This is a genomic window from Paenibacillus cellulosilyticus, assembly GCF_003182255.1.
Taxonomy (GTDB): Bacteria; Bacillota; Bacilli; order Paenibacillales; family Paenibacillaceae; genus Paenibacillus_T; species Paenibacillus_T cellulosilyticus.
In genome coordinates, this window is the sequence record NZ_QGTQ01000036.1 from 20,886 (window position 1) to 39,946 (window position 19,061).

The following is a 19,061-nucleotide window of genomic DNA, read 5'->3' on the forward strand; positions in this document are numbered from 1 at the left end:
CAATTTCGCAAGTGAACGGACGTGCGTGCGTTCTCTAATAAGACGAATAAGCCTCTCGCAATAGTTGCGAGTGTCGTTATATTGTAACAAAAAAAGTGATAGGATTGGGCGTTCGACGGCTTTTTGCCTCAATTTGTTCACGACGCGTCGTTGCAGTATAATCGAAACAATCAGGTATGTTTAAAGAGGAAGGAGCTGCAGCATAATGAGTGAACAGCGTATTGAACAGGCGACATTCGCAGGAGGATGCTTCTGGTGTATGGTGAAGCCGTTTGAGGAAATGCCGGGAATCATAAGTGTTATTTCGGGCTATACGGGAGGAACGACGGTTAATCCGACCTATGAGGAAGTATGCCGCGGCGGTACAGGACATACAGAGGCTGTACAGATTACGTTCGATCCCGAGTTGTTCCCCTACGAGAAGCTGCTGGACATTTTTTGGCGTCAGATCGATCCAACGGACATCGGCGGTCAGTTCCACGATCGCGGAGACTCGTACCGTCCCGCTATCTTCTATCATAACGAAACGCAGCGCCAATTGGCTGAAAGCTCGAAGCAGGAGCTTCAGGCGAGCAGCCGGTTCGATCGTCCGATCGTCGTGGCGATTGAGCCAGCGGCGCCGTTCTATGAGGCGGAGGACTACCATCAAGATTATCATAAGAAACAGCCGCTTCGATATAAAATGTATCGTAAAGGCTCAGGGCGCGACGCGTTCATCGCGCAGCATTGGAAGCATCGCGAGGATGAGGCGAGCCTGCGCAATCGGCTGACGCCGGCGCAGTATGAGGTAACGCAGAACAACGCGACGGAGCCGCCGTTCCGCAACGAGTTCTGGGATCACAAGGAAGCGGGTATCTACGTCGACATCGTCTCCGGCGAGCCGCTGTTCAGCTCGTTCGACAAATTCGACTCCGGCTGCGGCTGGCCTAGCTTCACGAAGCCGCTTCAGGCTACAGCTGTTGAAGAGATACTCGACGTGTCGCACGGCATGGTGCGTACGGAAGTGCGCAGCCAAGTTGCGGACTCGCATCTGGGCCACGTATTCGATGATGGTCCACGCGACCGCGGCGGACTGCGTTACTGCATTAACTCGGCAGCGCTTCGGTTTATCCCGGAGAAGGATCTGGAGAAAGAGGGATACGGGGAGTATCGATCGTTGTTTGCATAATAACACCTAAAAAAGCTGTCCCGAATGACTTATGGGACAGCTTTTTTTGCTCATCGATAGATTTCTATCCTTGCATTAAATCGGTGGGGGTTGCGGTGCGGGTGTCAACGACACGCGTTAGAATGCTAACGGATGCTACAGTGCTTACTAACCTCAAAATTCGGTTTCTCGAATGATAACGGTTGAGGTAGGGCTTATTAGGTTTGTGATCTACTTTAATAGGATGGAATAGCCCGATTAGCCTCCATGGGGAACCGTTAGTTGTGAAAAAGGCTCCTGCTGCAGCCCAATAGCCTCTGTGGCATCCTTTATGCGTTGCTTGTAGTCTCCCAGAAGAGTAGGTGCCAGCGGTAGGTATAGGAAAGCCTCGCACCATAAGAGAAAGCCCCGGCGCCATATTGGATATTGGCATCGGGGCTTTGTTCGTATTAGCAGACGCTTGGCTCTGCAATCAACGCTTCTTCTTCATTTTCTATAATAAGTTCGATTTTCTTAATGCGGTGCTTTCCAACCTCGCGGATAATGAACCGCAAATTCTCATAGACGAACTGTTTGTTTGGTTTCGGATCTTGAATTTCGTTGTACAACCAGCCGCCGACCGTGTCGACCTCATCATGGCTCAAATCTTCGCCAATCAGGTGGCCCAGCTCATCGAGCGATACTTTACCGTCGAGCAGGTAGCAGTTATCTGCAAGCTTCTCGATGTCTCTGCGTTCATCCGCATCGAATTCGTCGCGAATTTCGCCAACGATAATTTCAAGAATATCTTCAATCGTTATCATACCCGACGTACCGCCGTATTCATCCATCAGAATCGCGATGTGCATGCGCTCTTGCTGCATTTTACGAAGGAGCGTCTTCACGGGCATAACTTCCGGTACTGTCATGACAGGGCGGATAAGCTTCTCGAAGTTAATCGGTTCGCCTTCCTGCTGCTGAAGGAACAATTGCTTCGTGTTAATCATACCGACGATTTGGTCTTTGCTATCAAAAGCAACGGGGAAGCGGGTGTACTGCTCGCGGCGGATGACCGCCATATTGTCATCGATTGACTTGCTGGTGAACAAGCAGATCATATCGGTACGTGGCACCATAATTTCTTTGGCCAGCATTTCGTCGAATGCGAATATACGGCTAACATAGCCATATTCCGTGTTGTTGATTTTGCCGCTCTGGAAGCTGTCCTCCAGAATGATCTGAATCTCTTCCTCGCTATGCGCTTCCTCGTGTTCTTTGGCAGGCTTCAAACCGAACAGACGAATAAGCATGTTCGCCGAACCGTTCAGCATCCAGATGAAAGGATACAGCACTTTGTGGAACCAGATAATCGGCTTAGCAACCGCGAGGCTAATGAATTCCGCCTTTTGAATCGCCCATGTCTTAGGTGCTAGCTCACCAACGACGACGTGGAAGAACGTAATCGTCACAAACGCGATAAGGAATGACAAAAGATGCGATGCTTCACTATTCAAATTCCATGCATCAAACAGCGGTAACAGCAGCTTCTCGACTGTTGGTTCACCGAGCCAACCTAATCCGAGCGCTGTAATCGTAATACCGAGCTGGCAGGCGGAAAGATATCCGTCCAAGTTGCTTGTTACGCGTTGAACGGCTAATGCATTGCTGCGGCCTTCTTGTACTAATTGATCGACGCGGCTAGTGCGAATTCTGATAATTGCGAACTCGGTAGCGACGAAGAATGCGGTCAATGCAATTAATACAGCGACCATCAACAAATTTAAGCCTGTACTGCCCATTGGGTTCCATCACAATCCTTCTATGTTTTTTATAATTATCTTTCATTATACTATAGCAAAAATTGCGCAGTTCGGACAATGCGATTGTGAGGGGGTGTAGGTCGATATGCGGTTAATTGGTCAGGAAAAGTGAAACAATCAGCGAATTATTAGCGAAAAGCTCCGCTTTACAGCCGCTATGTCGCAAGCGTATGATTGGTTCGGATATGCGTCTAAATATCGTTCACGAAAGCAACCTATTTTACGGACAGAGAGCAGGCTGGGACTTCAACAATGGCGGACAAAAGATGGGCTTATGTTGGACTGGCGGTAGTGGCCGCTATATGGGGGGCGAATTTTGGGTTCTCGCGTATTGCGATGGAGTCATTCGATCCTATTCTTTTCGCATTCTTACGATTCGGATTATCAGTTCCCTTCTTCTTCGCCATATTATATTGGAAGGAAGGCAATGTAGGCATACCGATTCGAGCAGCGCTGCAGCTTGCTTTAATTGGATTGTTCGGCGTGACGCTTCTTGAGATTCTGGTGATGTATTCAATTAAATATACGACGCTTGCCAATGCTTCCTTATTAAATGTAGCTCCGTGGCCAATCTTCGCGGCGCTGTTCGCTCCGCTCTTTACGAAGGAATCGTTAACGAAAAGGCTAGCGATTGGCGGAATCATCGCGATTGCAGGCGTTAGCCTTGTCATTCTTGGTGGTGCAGAAGGCTTTAGTATATCGTCGGAGAACATGAAGGGCAACCTGATGGCATTCTCCATTAGTCTAATTGGAGCGCTCTTCAATCTATCTTGTATGCCACTTATGCGTACCTATTCAGCTTTGCGTGTAAGTACCTGGTTCATTACATTCGGTGCGTTGTTCATGCTTCCATTAACGATAGGAGCATGGGGGGAAGTCGCATGGAGCGAACTTGGGATCAGAGAATATAGTGTTACCTTCTATAATGTACTGTTATGTACCGTTGTTTCATTTATAGTATGGAATGCTTCCATGTTCCGTGTTGGCGCGGCACGTTCGAACTTCTTCCGATACGTCGTGCCAGCTACAGCAGTAGCCGCAGGGTACTTGATGTTCGACGAAGGGATCTCGTTGTGGCAGATGGGCGGCGGAGTATTGATGGCTGCCGGACTTGTTTGGATATCGATCGATCGGAAGAACTCGAGCTCCTAATAGTAATCTCTATACGATATTAACAGAATAGATTCTTCATTATACAAAGAACGAATCCGCTCATGCGCGCTGTTATGCGCATTGAGCGGATTCGTTCTTTAGTTTATATAAATGTGAAACAAGGTACTGCGGAGGCATGTTTCACATTAAAGTTAACTCCATCGTAAATATATAAATTAATTTTTCTATTTTCGCTATTTAGGTACTTGAAAACGCACTCATACGTGGTAAAATAAACAATGTAACAAATTAGTTAACAACTTAATATAATTGTTAAACTAAGCCGGGGAGGCGGTACGGGCACAGATCAAGCACTCATACGATGCGGACTAAGGAATGCGAGTATGAACGGCAGCGGAAGAGTCATATCGAAACTTACAAAGTAGGTTTAAGATTCATTGCTTAACCGTACGATCTGGATAACTTAAGAATACTTGTTTTGATTGGTAATGTAAACGGTTTCTTTAGGCGTTGCTCATTGGGTTGGATAAAAAAAGGGAGGGTTCTACATGAGTAAATGGATGAAATCTTTTGTTCTTGTGTCAGCGGCGGCGCTCGTGCTGTCGGCATGCTCCAACGGTGGTAGTAAAACGGAAGAATCGACGAAGACTGATGCTGCGGCAACGGATTCTACGGGAACGGATGCTGCAAATACGGATGACGCGGCTGCAGATCCGGCAGCTGATGCGGATGCGGCGCCTACGGAAGTCGCTTCCTCTGACATGACGTTCCCTAAATCTTCGATTGATCCTAACATCTCCGGCGAAGTAACGTTCTGGACGTTCCTCGATAACAAGAAGAACGACGAAGCGCTGACGAAAGCATTTAATGAAGCTTACCCTAACATCAAGCTCAAAACGGTATTCGTTCCATTCGACGATCTGCACAACAAACTGCAAACGACACTGGCTGCAGGTAAAGGTGCACCTGACGTCGCGCTCGTAGAACAAGGTCAATTCGCGCGTTACAGCACGGGCGGTGTTCTGACGAACCTTCTCGATCAACCATTTGACGCAGGTAAATATAAAGAGTACGTGTCCGAGTACAACTGGAACCGCTGGTCCTCGATCGACGGTACGCAATTGCTCGGTATGCCATGGGACGTAACACCTTCGGTTACATACTACCGTGCAGACATCTTTGAAGAACTCGGTCTGCCATCCGATCCAGACGAACTGGGCGAGTATATCCAAGATCCAGACCAATACTTCAACCTCGCACAAACACTCAAAGCAAACAACAAGTACGCAATGGAATGGCGCGATTCACCCGTTCACTGGCTGGGCGACCAATATGGCTACTATGACAAAGATCTGAACTGGGTTCGTAATACGGACGAGTTCGTTAAGTTCCTCGACATCTCGAAGAAAGTAACGCAATTGAAAATCGCTCCGCATGACGGTATCTACAGCGACAAAGGTAAGCAGCGCGTTAAGAAGGGCGAATCCGTTATGTACGTAGCTGGCACGTTCGGCGCTCGTGACCTGGCGGCTAACTTCCCAGACCTCAAAGGCAAATGGAAAACGACGAAAGCTCCGTTTGGTCTGAACTTCGGTGCAGGTGGTTCGACGTTCGTAATCCCAGCACAAAGCCAAAACAAAGAAGCAGCATTCGCGTTCGCAGAATGGATTACGACTTCCGAAGCAGCATGGAAAATCGAAGTCGAGCAATCGGTTCAACCGGACTGGAAGAACATCACGTCGCTCGACTGGTACAAAAACCACGTGAACGAATACCTTGGTGGTCAAAACGACTTCGCATTCTATTCGTCCCTGGCAGATGCGCTTCCAGTTCGCCGTTACACGACGCTTGACGCTCTTGCATGGCCGCTGTGGGTTGGCGAAGTGCTTAACGCAATCGACAAAAACGTTGACTCCAAGACGGCGATTGCAAAAGCACAAGAAAACATCGAGAAGAAACTTAAGCCAGAGAAAGATAAGCTGTTGAAACAGCTGCAAGGCTAATTCATTGGTTTAAACCCGAATCATCCTGCTTCTTGGGATGATTCGGTTGTTTTTAACCACGTTTTGTCTCACGCATACAATAGGCCTGTTCAGTAAAGTAATCGCAAGAGTTCATTTGGCAAGGGGGTGCTCCTTGGTGTTTCGTTGGCTAAAAAAGTTTAAGGTAACGATCGTTGTTATCATTGCGCTCATCGGATTCTTTATTTGGTGGAACGGTACAAGAGGCTATGACGATCAAGCGCTGGCAGGCTTGCCTGATCTAAGCGGCATCGATGAAAGTTCGGTGCTGGAAGACGGGGGCAGCAAGCTGGAGGCATCGTATCAGGAATATTACGATGGTCTCGTAAAGCAAGACATTAAGGATGCAGAGGACTTTTCGCTGACGCTAAACGGCGCTGATTTCTCAGCTATTAGCGACAAAGGTTCGAAGAAACTTGATCAACTTGGTGACCGCCAAGGCAGTGTCGTGGCACTTGAAGATGAGGATAGTTGGGTTGAATATACGTTTGACATCCCAGCAGACGGATTCTATCAGATGTCGATGGATTATTATGCAATGGAAGGCAAACGCTCTTCAATCGTAAGAAGTGTGCAGGTAGACGGTAGTTATCCGTTCTATCAGTCGAAGAAACTTGAGTTTCAACGCATGTGGGAAGAAACCGGGGAAACCTGGAAGGATAACCAAGGCAACGAATTCAACCCTCGAAGGGAAGAGGTTTTCGGTTGGCAGAACCGTGCATTTAAAGATTCGGAAGGCAAGTCGTATGAGCCGTTTCGTTATTATTTGACGAAAGGCAAGCATACGATTCGGATCGGCAACATTCGTGAGCCCGGTGCCATCGGAGCCATTTACATATCCGCTCCTGAGCATATTCCGACTTACGCAGACGTTCAGAAGCAATATGCTGACAATGGTTACAAGCCAGTCAGCAACATATTGATTAAAGTGCAGGCAGAGGAAGCAACGCTTCGTTCGGACCCAACGCTCAAACGGATCGAAGACCGTGAGCCGGACACGGAGCCTTTCAATAAGGACGCTATCGCACTAAACTCGTTCGGCGGAGCAAGCTGGCGGACGGGCGGTCAATGGGCGCAATGGGAAGTTGAAGTGCCGGAGAGCGGCCTGTACGAGATCGGTGCCCGTTACGGACAATGGTTTTTGAATGGCATTCCAGTACAGCGCTCGATTACGATCGACGGCAAGTTCCCATTCAAAGAAATGAACGAAATGACGTTCCCTTACAAATCGGAATGGCAAATTTCCAAGTTCGGTGCTGAGGATGACAGTGATCCATACTTGTTCTATCTCGAGAAGGGCAAGCACACGATCCGTATGGAAGTACAAGTTGGTGCGCTTGGACCGCTGCTTGAATCGGTAACGAGTACGGTTCGTAAAATGTCGCTTATCGGTCGTGAGGTTATCCAAGTAACAGGTACGAACCCAGACGTGAACGGTGACTGGACGCTGGAACGCAACATTGTAAACTTGGTACCACGTTTGCAATTGATGGCGAAGCATTTTGACGACGTCATTCAAGGCTTGTACGCACTTGGCGTAGACAAAGGCAGCTCCGAGGTTAGCACGCTGTACGAAGCGCGCGATGTGCTGCTCAGTATGGCCAATGATACGAAGTCGATCCCAGCTCGTATGACACAATTCACTGATTTGCAATCATCGCTGGGTACTTGGGTAAGCGGATTGACGAAGCAGAGCATGGTGCTTGATTATCTCATCGTCAAATCGCCTGACCAGAAGTGGCCGCGTCCAGCAGCTGGCTGGCTCGAGCGTACAGGTACGATGGCATATGACTTCTTTACATCGTTTACGAAAGATTATAGCAATGTAGGTAACTCGTACGAAGGCGAGCAAGTGCTTGAAGTATGGATTGCCCGTGGTCGTGACTGGGTCGATATCATTAAACAGATGATCGACGAAGATTTCACGCCGAATACAGGTATTAAGGTTAACGTTAACGTTATCCCGGCGAACAACTCGCAGGTACTCCTGCTCGCGAATACGTCCGGCATTGCACCTGACGTTGCACTCGGCGTTGACGCTGAGGTACCGATCGACTACGCGGTTCGTAATGGTCTTGTTAACTTGAAGGACTTCTCGGATTATGACGATGTCGCAGCTCGTTTCCGCTCAGGCGCACTGATACCTTATCAATACAACGGCGGCAGCTACGCGCTTCCAGAGAACCAGAACTTCAACATGCTATTCTATCGCAAAGATATCATGGAGCAGCTCGGATACTCGGAAGAGGACATTCCAGACACTTGGGATGAAGTCATGAACATGATCCCGATTCTGCAGCAGAACGGTATGGACTTCTATTATCCGCATGCGCCGAACAACCCTGCGCTGGCAATCAATGAGTTCGCACCATTCCTGTTCCAGCAGAACGGCGAGTTCTATAAGGATAATGGTAAGAAATCGAACCTGGACAGCCCAGAAGCGCTTAATGCGTTCAAGATGTGGACGGGATTGTTCACGAACTACAAGATTCAGAAGCAAGCAGACTTCTATAACCGCTTCCGTTCCGGCGAGATGCCAATCGGTGTTGCTGACTACTCGACTTACGTCCTGTTGTCGACAGCTGCACCTGAGTTGACCGGCTGGTGGGGCATGAAGCCAATGCCAGGTATTAAGCAAGCGGATGGTCAAATCAACCGCTCGACAGGTGGTTTGGCTCAAACAGGCATCATTTTCAAGAGCACGGATATGAAACAAGAGTCGTGGGACTTCCTCAAATGGTGGACGAGCGCAGAAACGCAAGAGAGATTTGGCTCCGAGCTTGAATCACTCCTCGGCGTAGAAGCGCGCTGGAACACAGCAAACATCGAGGCACTGAAGCAGATGCCTTGGTCGACTTCGGACATCGATGCCATCATGGAGCAATGGAACTGGTTCAAAGAACGTGAAGTCGTCATCGGCGGCTACTACACGACGCGTCACATTGCGAACATTTGGAACGAAGTTGTTCTGAACGGCAAGATCACGCGTGAAGCGGTAGAAGAAGGCGTTCGCTCGATTAACAAAGAGCTGCGGAAGAAACGCGAGGAGTTCGGGTTGGATGAATCAGCAGATGATTCGTCCAGCTCGGCGACGAGCGCGGCTAGCGCCACAACAACGGATCAAGGGGAAGGAGGCGACAAACCATGACAACGCCATCATCGACTGCTCTGAACGAGCAGACTCAGGTTAGCCTTCGCAAGCCGGGTAAATTAGCCGTTCTATGGAGTGATTTGAAGAGAGACCGAGTTTCATGGATGTTTCTCGCGCCTTTCTTAATTTTATTCTTTGTGTTTACGGTTCTGCCAGTACTGACCTCGATCGGTATGAGTTTTACGTATTACAACATGATGGAGCCGCCAAAGTTTATCGGTTTGTCCAACTACAAGCTGTTATTCGTTGACGACGATATTTTCTTGAAGGCCGTTGGCATTACGTTAAAATTTGCTTTCATTACAGGCCCGGTTGGCTATGCTATGTCCTTCATTCTGGCATGGCTGATCAGCCAAATTCCAATCAAATACCGGTTCTTCTATACGCTTTGTTTCTATACGCCATCGATTACAAGTGCTACCGCCATGGCTGTTGTATGGCTGTACTTGTTCGCTGGTGACCGCAAAGGCTTGTTGAACTACTACGCGATGAAGCTTGGCATTATTGATGAGCCGTATCTGTTCTTGCAAAATATTCATTCCATCGTGCCCGTTATTATCATCGTGTCGCTCTGGATGTCGATGGGCGTAGGCTTCTTGGCTTTCCTCGCAGGCCTTCAGAACGTACCGAAGGATTTGTACGAAGCAGGATCGATCGACGGCATTCGTTTCCGGTGGCAGCAGCTCTTCTACATTACGATTCCGGCTGTTAAGCCTCAGTTGCTGTTCGGCGCTGTCCTGCAGATTGTTAGCTCGCTGACCGTCTTCGACGTCAGTCTGCAGCTCGTAGGCTTGCCGTCTCCGCTGTACGCAGGCCATACAATCATGACACATATGTACGATTATGCGTTCATTAAGTTCGAGATGGGCTATGCAGCCGCAATTGCAGTCGTCTTGTTCGCCATGATGATCGGTATTAATCGTCTCATATTCAAATGGCTAGGAAAGGACTGATACCACGATGACTGGCACTGTGAAAGGCAGAAGAATCGATTGGGGCGGCATCGTGCTGTATCTGTTTCTTACGGCACTCGGCTTGCTGATGCTACTGCCTCTGATTTATATGATTTCCAACGCATTCAAGCCGACGAGCGAGCTGTTCCTGTTCCCGCCGCGGTTTTTCGTGAAAAATCCGACCCTGATGAACTTCCGGGACTTGCTGCTCATTACGGGAACGACGTCCGTACCGTTCTCCCGGTACATTTTTAACAGTATTTTCGTCAGCGGCTGTATTGTCGTCTTCGGTGTTATTATTTCCGCAATGGCGGCGTATCCACTGGCTAAGCACAAAATGCGTTTCGGCAGCTTTATTTTCAACATGATCGTTCTTGCACTCATGTTCTCGCCGCTCGTTGTGCAAATTCCGCAATATTTGCTCATTAGTAAGTTAGGTCTGATCAATACGTATTGGGCACTCATCCTCCCGTTCGTAGCGGCGCCTACCGGGATGTTCCTCATGACGCAGTTTCTGCGTCAGCTGCCAGACGCGCTGCTCGAAGCAGCGCGGATGGATGGCGCATCCGAATGGAGAGTATTCTGGGCAGTCGTCATGCCGATGCTGAAGCCTGCGATTTCGACTTTCGCGCTGCTGAGCTTTATCGCAGCATGGAACGATCCGCATCCTGCGCAGGTATACACGACTGACGACGATATGAAAACGCTGCCGTTTGCAGTGCTTACGCTTAGCGGCGGTGTTGGTGTCATCGCCCGCGTTGGTACGCTCGGCGCGGCCAGCTTGTTAATGATTATTCCGACGATTGTTGTCTTCGTTGTCACGCAGCGGATGGTGCTTCAAACGATGGCGCACTCGGGTCTGAAAGAGTAGGAGGGGCGACAGATGAGAGTTATGAAATGTGTAACGGCCGCTGTAGTCGCATTTGCCCTCCTCTTCACCTTCATCCCGGGCGAATCGTCTGCTGCAACGCCGTACCAAGGTTATATATGGAGCAGCAAAGGTAGAGATGTTGCTTCCATTAACGGCTATGTATACAAACAATCCATCGACGGCTTCGAGATGCCTTCCGGTGCGTTCAGTGCGCCGGAGGACGTATTCGTAGCCGAAGATAACTCGGTATACATCGTCGATACAGGCAACAGCCGTGTCGTTCAGCTGGATTCCTCGCTGAAGTATGTTCGTACAATCGGCGATTCCGAGGGCGATGGCGTATTGTCTGAGCCCAAAGGTGTATATGTTACGCCGGACGGCACGATCTATGTCGCGGATACGAAGAATGCTCGTATCGCTTTGTTCGATAAGAACGGCAAGTATATGAAGCAATTCGGCAAGCCGGAAAGCCCGTTGATCGGGGATACGTTCTCGTATTCGCCATCAAAGCTGCTCGTTGATAAGCGCGGCTACATGTTCGTCGTCTCTGACGGCAACACGCAGGGCTTGCTTCAAATTGACCAAAAAGGTGCTTTCAAAGGCTTCTACGGTGCGAACCATATCGGATTCAGCTGGGGACGGCTGCTGCGCAACATGTTTGCAACCGATGCACAGAAGTCGCAAATGGCAACGATCAAGCCGCTCGAATTTTCTAACGCTGTGCTCGATAATGAAGGTTTCATCTTCACGACGACGCTTGGCACAGAGACGAGCCAGATCAAACGACTCTCGCCAGTTGGTGTCGACACGATCGGGGGCAATCGCCAATTTGGTGACCGCTGGAGCAACGGACCGTTCATGGTATCCTCGTTCGTAGACGTTTCAGTTGATTCGAACGGTATTTTCACAGCGTTGGATCTTCAGACAAGTAAAGTATTCCAATACGATAAACTCGGTAACATGCTGTTCGCATTCGGTGGCTTAGGCGATCAGAACGGTCTGTTCGTTACCCCATCGGCACTTGCACAGTCCACTGACGGCACGCTCTATGTCGCTGACAAGGGCCGCAATCGGATCGATCTGTTCCGTACAACGCCATTTGCACGTCTCGTACAGAAAGCATCCGCTCTCTATGTAGATGGCCGCTATGATGAAGCAGAAAGCTTGTGGAACGAAGTGCTTCGCGAGAATGCGAACTATGAGCTCGCTTATCTTGCAATCGGTAAAGCACTTTATAAAGCAGAGCGTTACAAGGAAGCGATGAGCTACTTCAAGCTCGCCAATTCCAGGGGCGACTATTCCGTCGCATTCAAGGAGTACCGTAAGGAATATATGCGTGATCACTTCTTCTCGATTTGTCTCATTCTTGTTGGTGCAGTTATATTGCTGCGCTACTTGATTCCTTGGGTATGGAGACTGGTTGCACGCCGTATTCGCACGAAACGTCCTAATCGCGGCGTCCAGCAAGGAGGGGGAATCCCGCAATGATTCAAACCTTTCAACTGATGAAACAAGTGCTGACTCATCCGTTTAACTTCTACAATGACATTCAAGAGCCTAAGAAGATTCGGTGGATCGACGCCATCATCGTTATTGTTCTCGCTTTTCTTGCGAAGATGATCTCGATCGTTGTGACAGGCTATGCGTTCCAAACGAGAGAAGCGTATGAGGTCTCGTATATGCAGGAGCTCGTATGGCTGGTTGTGCCTTGGTTAACCTGGAGCATTGCGAATTGGGGCGTCAGTGCGATTCTCGATGGCGAGGGCAAGTTCAAAGAAGTATTTGTCGGCAGCGCATTCGCGCTTGTGCCCTATGTCATTATGATTGTACCGGTAACCTTGCTGACCAATTTGCTCGCGCTTGATGAGAACTCGATTTACTCGTTCCTCGTGAATGTAGCAATTTATTGGTCTGCTTGGCTGCTGCTCATTAAAGTCAAAGTGCTGCATGACTTCGAGCCGTGGAAAGTGATCTGGATTACGATACTTAGCATTATCGGTATCGCAATTATATGGTTTATCGGCATCCTGCTGTTCGGTCTGATGAACCAGCTGATTAACTTCCTTACAGAGCTATGGCAAGAATTGAATTTCCGAAGGTAGGAGGAGCGAGGATGTTCAAACAACGTAAATGGCTGATCGCAGCGGCGATGTTGATCATCGTCGGCGGTCTGTATCCTTACCTCGGGCTAGCAGAAGGCGAGTCGCAAGGTGAAGAGACGGCAGCTACGGCAGTCGTTGACACGGCAGATAGCGAAGCAGTGGCAGACGCAGTAGAGACAGACTCCGCTTCGGAGCCCGTCGTGATCGATGCTGCAGCAGATACGGGATCGACTGATTCAGAGGCTGTGCAGACTGAAGTGCCACTGACGGCCGTTACAGCTACAACGAAAGTATCGGAGAACGATAAGTACGAGCTGTATATCGACGAGAAGACAGGTAACGTCCGTGTCGTTGAGAAGTCGACGCAGCAGCAGTGGTTAGGTTCGCCGCAAGTGCCAAAGACGACGATGCCGAACAACAAGAAGTTCATGGATTCGCCAGCACACGTGAAATATACGTTGGGCGCGGATACAACATCGACGTATACGCTTAAAGAAAAAGAGAATAAATTCGAGATCGAGAAAACGGATTACGGCGCGAAAGTAACGTTCCATCTGAAAGAGGAAATCAGCTTTGCACTTGAGTACCGTCTGACGAATGATGGACTTGAAGTAACGATTCCGGATGATGCGATTAAAGAAGAAGGACAGGCGAAGCTGCTCAGCATTGAACCGCTGCCGTTCTGGAATGCCGCATCCGGTGATGAGAAGGGCGCATTGTTTGTACCAGACGGCTCTGGCGCGCTCATTACGTACAAGAAGGAACATGCGCAGTTCTTCGCTGGCTATTCCCAGACGATTTACGGTGATGATGACGCATACGTTGCAGCATCTCATACCGATATCGACAGCGAATGGGAGAGGGCGCTTCCTTTTAAAGAGAAAATCGCGCTGCCGGTATTCGGCAACTACCGTAACGGCATTGGTTCCCTCGGGATCGTAACGCAGGGCCAATACGATGCGAAGATTAATGCGACTCCGTCGGGTATTCGTGCTATTCCGATGTATCGCACGTCGACAGAATTCATTTACCGGAAGCAGGACGTTATTTTCATCGGTACATCCGGTCAAATTCCATTCTTCCAAGGCGATCGAATTCCTGGCGACCGTAAGGTGCGGTTCGTTACATTGGAAGGTCAAGATGCGAACTATGTTGGCCTTGCAAAAGCTTACCGGAACTACTTGACGACTGAACAAAATGTTCAGCAAGTTGAGCAGGACGGTTATCCAATCAGCATCAAGTTATTCGGCGGTCTCATTCGCGACGACCTTATTGGATCGACCTTTATTAAGATGACGACGTTCGAGCAGGCAAAAACCATTATCGATGCTTATGCGTCGAAAGGGATGACGAATCTCGAGCTGACGTTTGAAGGTTGGTCGGATGAAGGGATGTACGGCGATCAACCGGATCATTTCCCTGTCGAGAAAAGCCTCGGCGGATCAAAAGATCTGAAGGAGCTTGCTGCCTATGCGAAGCAGAAGGGCGTTAAGCTGTATCTGCAAGCAAACTATGCACGTGCTTATTCGGAGAGTGATGGAATGAGCAAGAGCAAAGATGCGATTCGCGGCATGGATAAGCAAGTGAAGGAAGATCCGAACTACTACATCTCCGAGCGCTGGAACAAAGATTACGAAATGTTCTACCTGATGAAGCCAGAGCGTGTCGTTGACAAGCATGTGATGAAAGAGCTTGATAACTATGCAGATCTTGGCGTTGACGGCGTTCAACTGTCGTATTGGGGAGATATGCTTTACTCCGACCTTGATCCACGGACACTGACGCAGCGCGAGCAAACGGCAAGTGCTTGGGTTAGTGCGCTTGATGCTATTCGCGGCAAAGTCGGCAGCACGGGGGTTGATTACGGCTTCGCCTATACGCTTGGTCATGTCAATCGGATCGAGAATGTGCCGCTCGACTCCAGTCACTTCATCATGATGGATGAGACGGTTCCATTCTATCAAATTGCAGTACATGGCCTCGTACCTTACTCGGCGTCGCCAATTAACCTGCGTGATGATGCTGAAGTAGAGAAGCTTCGTGCACTGGAATATGGTGCATTGCCTAGCCTCGAGCTCACTTATGAGGAAACAAGCAAACTTCAGCGGACGTTGGAAACTCGCCTGCTTAGCTCGCAATATACATCATGGATCGATAAAGCAGCGTCCGAATACAAGGAATCCGCTTCTTATTATGAAAGCATCGCTGGCAAAGCGATTACGAATCATGAGAAGCTGTCGTCGGACGTATCCCGTACAACCTATGAGGGCGGCACGCAAATCATCGTGAACTACGGCGATGCGGATGCAATCGTAGACGGCGTGTCTGTACCTGCACTTGGTTACACGGTGCGGAACGGGGGTCAATAACCATGAAGAAAAAACTAGGGCTCTCGATGAGAGGACGTCATATCCTAGAAGGTTATTCCTTCATTTCACTATGGATTGCCGGATTCTTCTTATTCATGGCTGTACCGCTGGGACGTTCCTTCTACTTCTCCATTAACAACATGGAGAGCAGTAAGAACGGTCTGCAAGCGACTTACGTCGGCATGCTGAACTATCGGTCAGCGTTTTCGACTGATATCGACTTCCTGCCGCTTCTGAAGTCGACGATGACGACGATGCTGACGCAAGTACCGCTTATTCTTATTTTCGCAATGTTCAGCGCCCTGCTGCTTAACGGTAAAATCAAAGGCCGGACGATCTTCCGGGGAATCTTCTTCCTTCCGGTTATTATCGCCTCCGGTGCGGTATTGAAGGAGCTGATGCAGCAAGGTGCTGCACAGCTTCCAATCTTCACGCAAGATGATCTGTTCAACAAATTAGGCGGCTTTATCCCCGAGAATATTTTGGAGCCCCTGCTGAAGTACGCAGACTCGCTGACACTTGTCATGTGGGACTCTGGCGTTCAGATTCTGATCTTTATCGCAGGCTTGCAGACGATTTCACCACAATTGTATGAAGCAGCGAAGATGGACGGCGCAACGAAGTGGGAAAGCTTCTGGAAAGTTACGTTCCCGATGATTATCCCAATGCTGTTCGTTAACACGCTCTACAGTATCGTAAACATGTTCACGAAGGCCGATAACAAGGTGATGGACTATATTAACCAGCAGGCCTTCCAAAAGAACAACTACGGTTATGGAGCGGCGCTTGGATGGATTTATTTCGTCCTGATCGCAATCGTACTTGCTATTGTATTTATTATTTTCCGCAGAAGCTTAGCTGCTTCGGAAGGAAGGGGGTAAAGAGCGATGACAACATTAAAAATTCGCCAGCTTTCGGACATCTCGGTAAAGACAAATGCAGTTTGGAAGCACACTGCCGCTAAGCGCGGACGGAGCATTGTCGGCATGGCGTTCTACTACTTCGTGCTGCTTAGTCTGTCATTCGTCTTTGTTTACCCTCTGCTGTACATTATTTCAAAATCGCTGATGAGGCCGGAAGATGTTGCCGATGCGACGATCCGCTGGATTCCGAAAATGTTCAGCCTTAATAACTACAAAATCGCAGCGGAGTATCTCAACTACTGGCCGTCCTTCCTGAACAGTATCATCATCTCGTTCGGCAGTGCGATTCTGCAAATTATCAGCTGCTCGCTTATCGGATATGGATTCGCTCGTTATCGGTTCCCAGGCCAAGCGTTCTGGTTGGCCATGGTCGTCTTTACGTTCCTGGTGCCGCCGCAAACGATCGTCGTACCGTTGTTTACGTTCTTCCTGGATTTAGGGTGGATGAATACGCACCTGCCATTTATCGTGCCAGCTATTATGGGTCACGGCTTGAAAGGCGCACTGTTCGTTCTGATCTTTATCCAGTTCTACAGGCAGCTGCCGCATGTACTTGAGGAAGCTGCTCGTATCGACGGCGCTGGAGCATTCCGGACGTACTGGAGAATCATGCTCCCCCTAGCGAAGCCAGCAATGCTTGTTGTTTTCCTGTTCTCGGTCGTATGGCACTGGAATGACCTGTTCGAGCCGAACCTGTACCTGCTCGTGCCAGAGTACTTCAACCTATCGCAGAGTATGGCGTTCTTCAACGGTATCGCGGACATGAGTGCGCAGCAAGCGGGAGCTTCTACAGGTGCTGCGAGTGCGATTGGCCAAGCGCCAACGCTGCAAAATCAGATTATGGCTGGTGTCATGCTGACGATTTTGCCAATACTTCTTCTGTATCTCTTCACACAGCGTTACTTCGTTGAAAGTGTGGAACGTACAGGTATCGCGGGCGAATAATCCGCAGCGATAGTATAAGAGGTTGTTCAACAATATAACAACATCCAAGCGCTCTTGAGCTTCGTTACGAAGCTTGGGGGCGCTTTTTCATTGGAGATGGGAATGCTATAATCTGGACATGACGTGAGTATGAACAACCATGGGAAGGGCTGAGGATAGCTATGCAGCGTGCATCGAAGGTATTGTATTTGGCAGGGATTATCCTATGCTTCTTGACGATAATAGCTGCAGAGTTAATCTGGATTCCTGATCCATTCAGGTGGCCTGGTGGCCGAACTTGGCTTGAAACGATCGATACGCTTCTCTACGTGCCATCAATCATTGCATTATGCTGGATCGTTGGAGCAGGCCTTGCGCTGCAGACACAGCGATCTATTTTCCGGACAGTCATTCGTTTGCTTATCATTATTGCAGGAGCTATGACCTGTTACTTCGCTTGGACGGCGCCGCGAAGTATTGTGGAATGGATCGGATTGCTCGTGATCGGTTGGCTGCTAGTTCTGATTGACATGGTGGCAACGGAGCGTGCTTATCGGCGAAGAAACCGAATGCGGCGTATGCCCGTTCAAAGCGTAAGTTTTATTGTAATTCAACTCCTTCTGCTCGCTCTACTAGAAACGCCTATTCGATACAATGTAACCTATCCGGGTCTAACGATGGATATGAACCACTATGCAAAGGTAGAGGGCGGGAGCGTACATAGTCAGTTAACAGGTGTGCTTGTCTTCGAACGCCGAGCATTAACGCTCGATTGGATGCTTTCACATTGGTTATCTACATATGAATTGAGTCCGATCCCGCCGAATCAGCAGCCGCTACGCGAAGCCTATGCCGAGGTTGTAGCGATGAAATCAGAGGCAGAGACAGCAGCTGCTGCTGTTGCCTTGAGCAAGCTTGGATTGGGCAAAGGAGCGATCGCTGAAGGCGTCACGATTACTGCAATCTCGAAGGATGCGCCTGCGCAAGGCGTTCTGAAGGCTGGTGATCGCATCGTTCGCGTGGCCGGCAAAGAAACAAACGACATTGTTGTACTTTCACAGGTCATGACGGATATAAAAGCAGGCACGAGCGTGCAAGTCGCATACGTGCGAGATGGTGAGTCACAAACGGCATTGGTTCCTACAGGTGAGGCGATAGACGAAGATAATCGCAATAAGAAGCGGGCAGTGTTTGGTATTTCGGTGCAAACGGCTTATCAGTATGACGTGCCCCGTAATGTGGATTATGAGCGGCCATACGCACATATCGGAGGGCCATCGCATGGTGCGATGCTGACACTGACGATTATTGATCAGTTGACACCTAATGGTGTAACGCATGGATGGCGGGTTGCCGGAACGGGGACGATTGAGCCGGATGGCACTGTTGGACCAGTGGGTGGTGTGATGCAGAAGGCGTATGCGGTTCATCGAACGGACGCCGAAGTATTCTTCGTACCTGAAAGTGAAGTCGATGAGGCAAAGCGTGGTGCGCCGGACATGCGAATTGTACCAGTATCAACAATCGATGATATTCTGGATTGGTTGAAGACGAATAAGAAGGATTAAATGAAGCTTTCTCGGCGACCTAATGGCCGCCGGGAAAGCTTTTTTATTTTATCTAACAATAGCACTCGATTGGATGATATTACCGCGCCTTACGTTTAGAGGAGTGGGAGATAGTAAGTA

At 49.2% G+C, this 19,061-nt stretch carries 13 protein-coding genes; 12 read left to right on the forward strand and 1 reads right to left on the reverse strand.

All coding sequences use genetic code 11. The features are described 5' to 3' along the window. Window positions 1-205 precede the first annotated feature (205 nt). Complete coding sequence (msrA, locus tag DFQ01_RS27325) at window positions 206-1,168, forward strand: peptide-methionine (S)-S-oxide reductase MsrA (protein WP_110047104.1); 963 nt, start codon at window positions 206-208, stop codon at window positions 1,166-1,168. Between the two features lie 428 nt (window positions 1,169-1,596). On the opposite strand, the gene DFQ01_RS27330 is transcribed toward msrA, so the two are convergent. Continuing rightward, entirely contained in the window at window positions 1,597-2,925 is a 1,329-nt protein-coding gene (locus DFQ01_RS27330; RefSeq protein ID WP_110047105.1) for a hemolysin family protein, read from the reverse strand. A 273-nt stretch (window positions 2,926-3,198) separates the two neighbouring features. On the opposite strand from DFQ01_RS27330, the gene DFQ01_RS27335 reads away from it, so the two are divergent. From DFQ01_RS27335 to DFQ01_RS27385, 11 genes are all read left to right on the forward strand, one after another. Further along, on the forward strand, window positions 3,199-4,098 hold the full coding sequence (locus DFQ01_RS27335) for a DMT family transporter (RefSeq protein ID WP_110047106.1): 900 nt from the start codon (window positions 3,199-3,201) through the stop codon (window positions 4,096-4,098). Window positions 4,099-4,607: 509 nt separating this feature from the next. Beyond that, the gene (locus DFQ01_RS27340) at window positions 4,608-6,062 is read left to right on the forward strand and encodes an ABC transporter substrate-binding protein (RefSeq protein ID WP_110047107.1); all 1,455 of its coding nucleotides are present in this window, start codon (window positions 4,608-4,610) and stop codon (window positions 6,060-6,062) included. Between the two features lie 136 nt (window positions 6,063-6,198). Continuing rightward, on the forward strand, window positions 6,199-9,228 hold the full coding sequence (locus DFQ01_RS27345; protein ID WP_174812535.1) for an extracellular solute-binding protein: 3,030 nt from the start codon (window positions 6,199-6,201) through the stop codon (window positions 9,226-9,228). After that, complete coding sequence (locus tag DFQ01_RS27350; RefSeq protein WP_110047109.1) at window positions 9,225-10,184, forward strand: carbohydrate ABC transporter permease; 960 nt, start codon at window positions 9,225-9,227, stop codon at window positions 10,182-10,184. The genes DFQ01_RS27345 and DFQ01_RS27350 overlap by 4 nt, the downstream gene beginning before the upstream one ends. A 7-nt stretch (window positions 10,185-10,191) precedes the next feature. Then, on the forward strand, window positions 10,192-11,055 hold the full coding sequence (locus tag DFQ01_RS27355) for a carbohydrate ABC transporter permease (RefSeq protein WP_110047110.1): 864 nt from the start codon (window positions 10,192-10,194) through the stop codon (window positions 11,053-11,055). Window positions 11,056-11,067: 12 nt separating this feature from the next. Beyond that, entirely contained in the window at window positions 11,068-12,543 is a 1,476-nt protein-coding gene (locus DFQ01_RS27360; protein WP_110047111.1) for a hypothetical protein, read from the forward strand. Beyond that, a complete protein-coding gene (locus DFQ01_RS27365) occupies window positions 12,540-13,157 on the forward strand; it encodes a Yip1 family protein (protein ID WP_110047112.1) in 618 nt (205 codons plus the stop codon). Before DFQ01_RS27360 ends, DFQ01_RS27365 begins: the two co-directional genes overlap by 4 nt. Window positions 13,158-13,168: 11 nt before the next feature. After that, entirely contained in the window at window positions 13,169-15,526 is a 2,358-nt protein-coding gene (locus tag DFQ01_RS27370; RefSeq protein WP_110047113.1) for a DUF5696 domain-containing protein, read from the forward strand. A 2-nt stretch (window positions 15,527-15,528) separates the two neighbouring features. Continuing rightward, window positions 15,529-16,407: a carbohydrate ABC transporter permease gene (locus DFQ01_RS27375; RefSeq protein WP_110047114.1), complete on the forward strand. Its 879-nt coding sequence runs from the start codon at window positions 15,529-15,531 to the stop codon at window positions 16,405-16,407. Between the two features lie 6 nt (window positions 16,408-16,413). Beyond that, the gene (locus DFQ01_RS27380; RefSeq protein ID WP_110047115.1) at window positions 16,414-17,394 is read left to right on the forward strand and encodes a carbohydrate ABC transporter permease; all 981 of its coding nucleotides are present in this window, start codon (window positions 16,414-16,416) and stop codon (window positions 17,392-17,394) included. A 161-nt stretch (window positions 17,395-17,555) separates the two neighbouring features. Beyond that, the gene (locus DFQ01_RS27385; protein ID WP_110047116.1) at window positions 17,556-18,941 is read left to right on the forward strand and encodes a PDZ domain-containing protein; all 1,386 of its coding nucleotides are present in this window, start codon (window positions 17,556-17,558) and stop codon (window positions 18,939-18,941) included. The last annotated feature ends 120 nt before the right edge of the window (window positions 18,942-19,061 follow it).

What these genes read in the sequence shown, in the direction of transcription:
- DFQ01_RS27375 (WP_110047114.1), top strand. Translation starts at nt 15,529, where the DNA reads ATGAAGAAAAAACTAGGGCTCTCGATGAGAGGACGTCATATCCTAGAA.
- DFQ01_RS27330 (WP_110047105.1), bottom strand. Translation starts at nt 2,925, where the DNA reads ATGGGCAGTACAGGCTTAAATTTGTTGATGGTCGCTGTATTAATTGCA.
- DFQ01_RS27350 (WP_110047109.1), top strand. Translation starts at nt 9,225, where the DNA reads ATGACAACGCCATCATCGACTGCTCTGAACGAGCAGACTCAGGTTAGC.
- DFQ01_RS27385 (WP_110047116.1), top strand. Translation starts at nt 17,556, where the DNA reads ATGCAGCGTGCATCGAAGGTATTGTATTTGGCAGGGATTATCCTATGC.
- DFQ01_RS27335 (WP_110047106.1), top strand. Translation starts at nt 3,199, where the DNA reads ATGGCGGACAAAAGATGGGCTTATGTTGGACTGGCGGTAGTGGCCGCT.
- DFQ01_RS27340 (WP_110047107.1), top strand. Translation starts at nt 4,608, where the DNA reads ATGAGTAAATGGATGAAATCTTTTGTTCTTGTGTCAGCGGCGGCGCTC.
- DFQ01_RS27355 (WP_110047110.1), top strand. Translation starts at nt 10,192, where the DNA reads ATGACTGGCACTGTGAAAGGCAGAAGAATCGATTGGGGCGGCATCGTG.
- DFQ01_RS27360 (WP_110047111.1), top strand. Translation starts at nt 11,068, where the DNA reads ATGAGAGTTATGAAATGTGTAACGGCCGCTGTAGTCGCATTTGCCCTC.
- DFQ01_RS27380 (WP_110047115.1), top strand. Translation starts at nt 16,414, where the DNA reads ATGACAACATTAAAAATTCGCCAGCTTTCGGACATCTCGGTAAAGACA.
- DFQ01_RS27365 (WP_110047112.1), top strand. Translation starts at nt 12,540, where the DNA reads ATGATTCAAACCTTTCAACTGATGAAACAAGTGCTGACTCATCCGTTT.
- msrA (WP_110047104.1), top strand. Translation starts at nt 206, where the DNA reads ATGAGTGAACAGCGTATTGAACAGGCGACATTCGCAGGAGGATGCTTC.
- DFQ01_RS27370 (WP_110047113.1), top strand. Translation starts at nt 13,169, where the DNA reads ATGTTCAAACAACGTAAATGGCTGATCGCAGCGGCGATGTTGATCATC.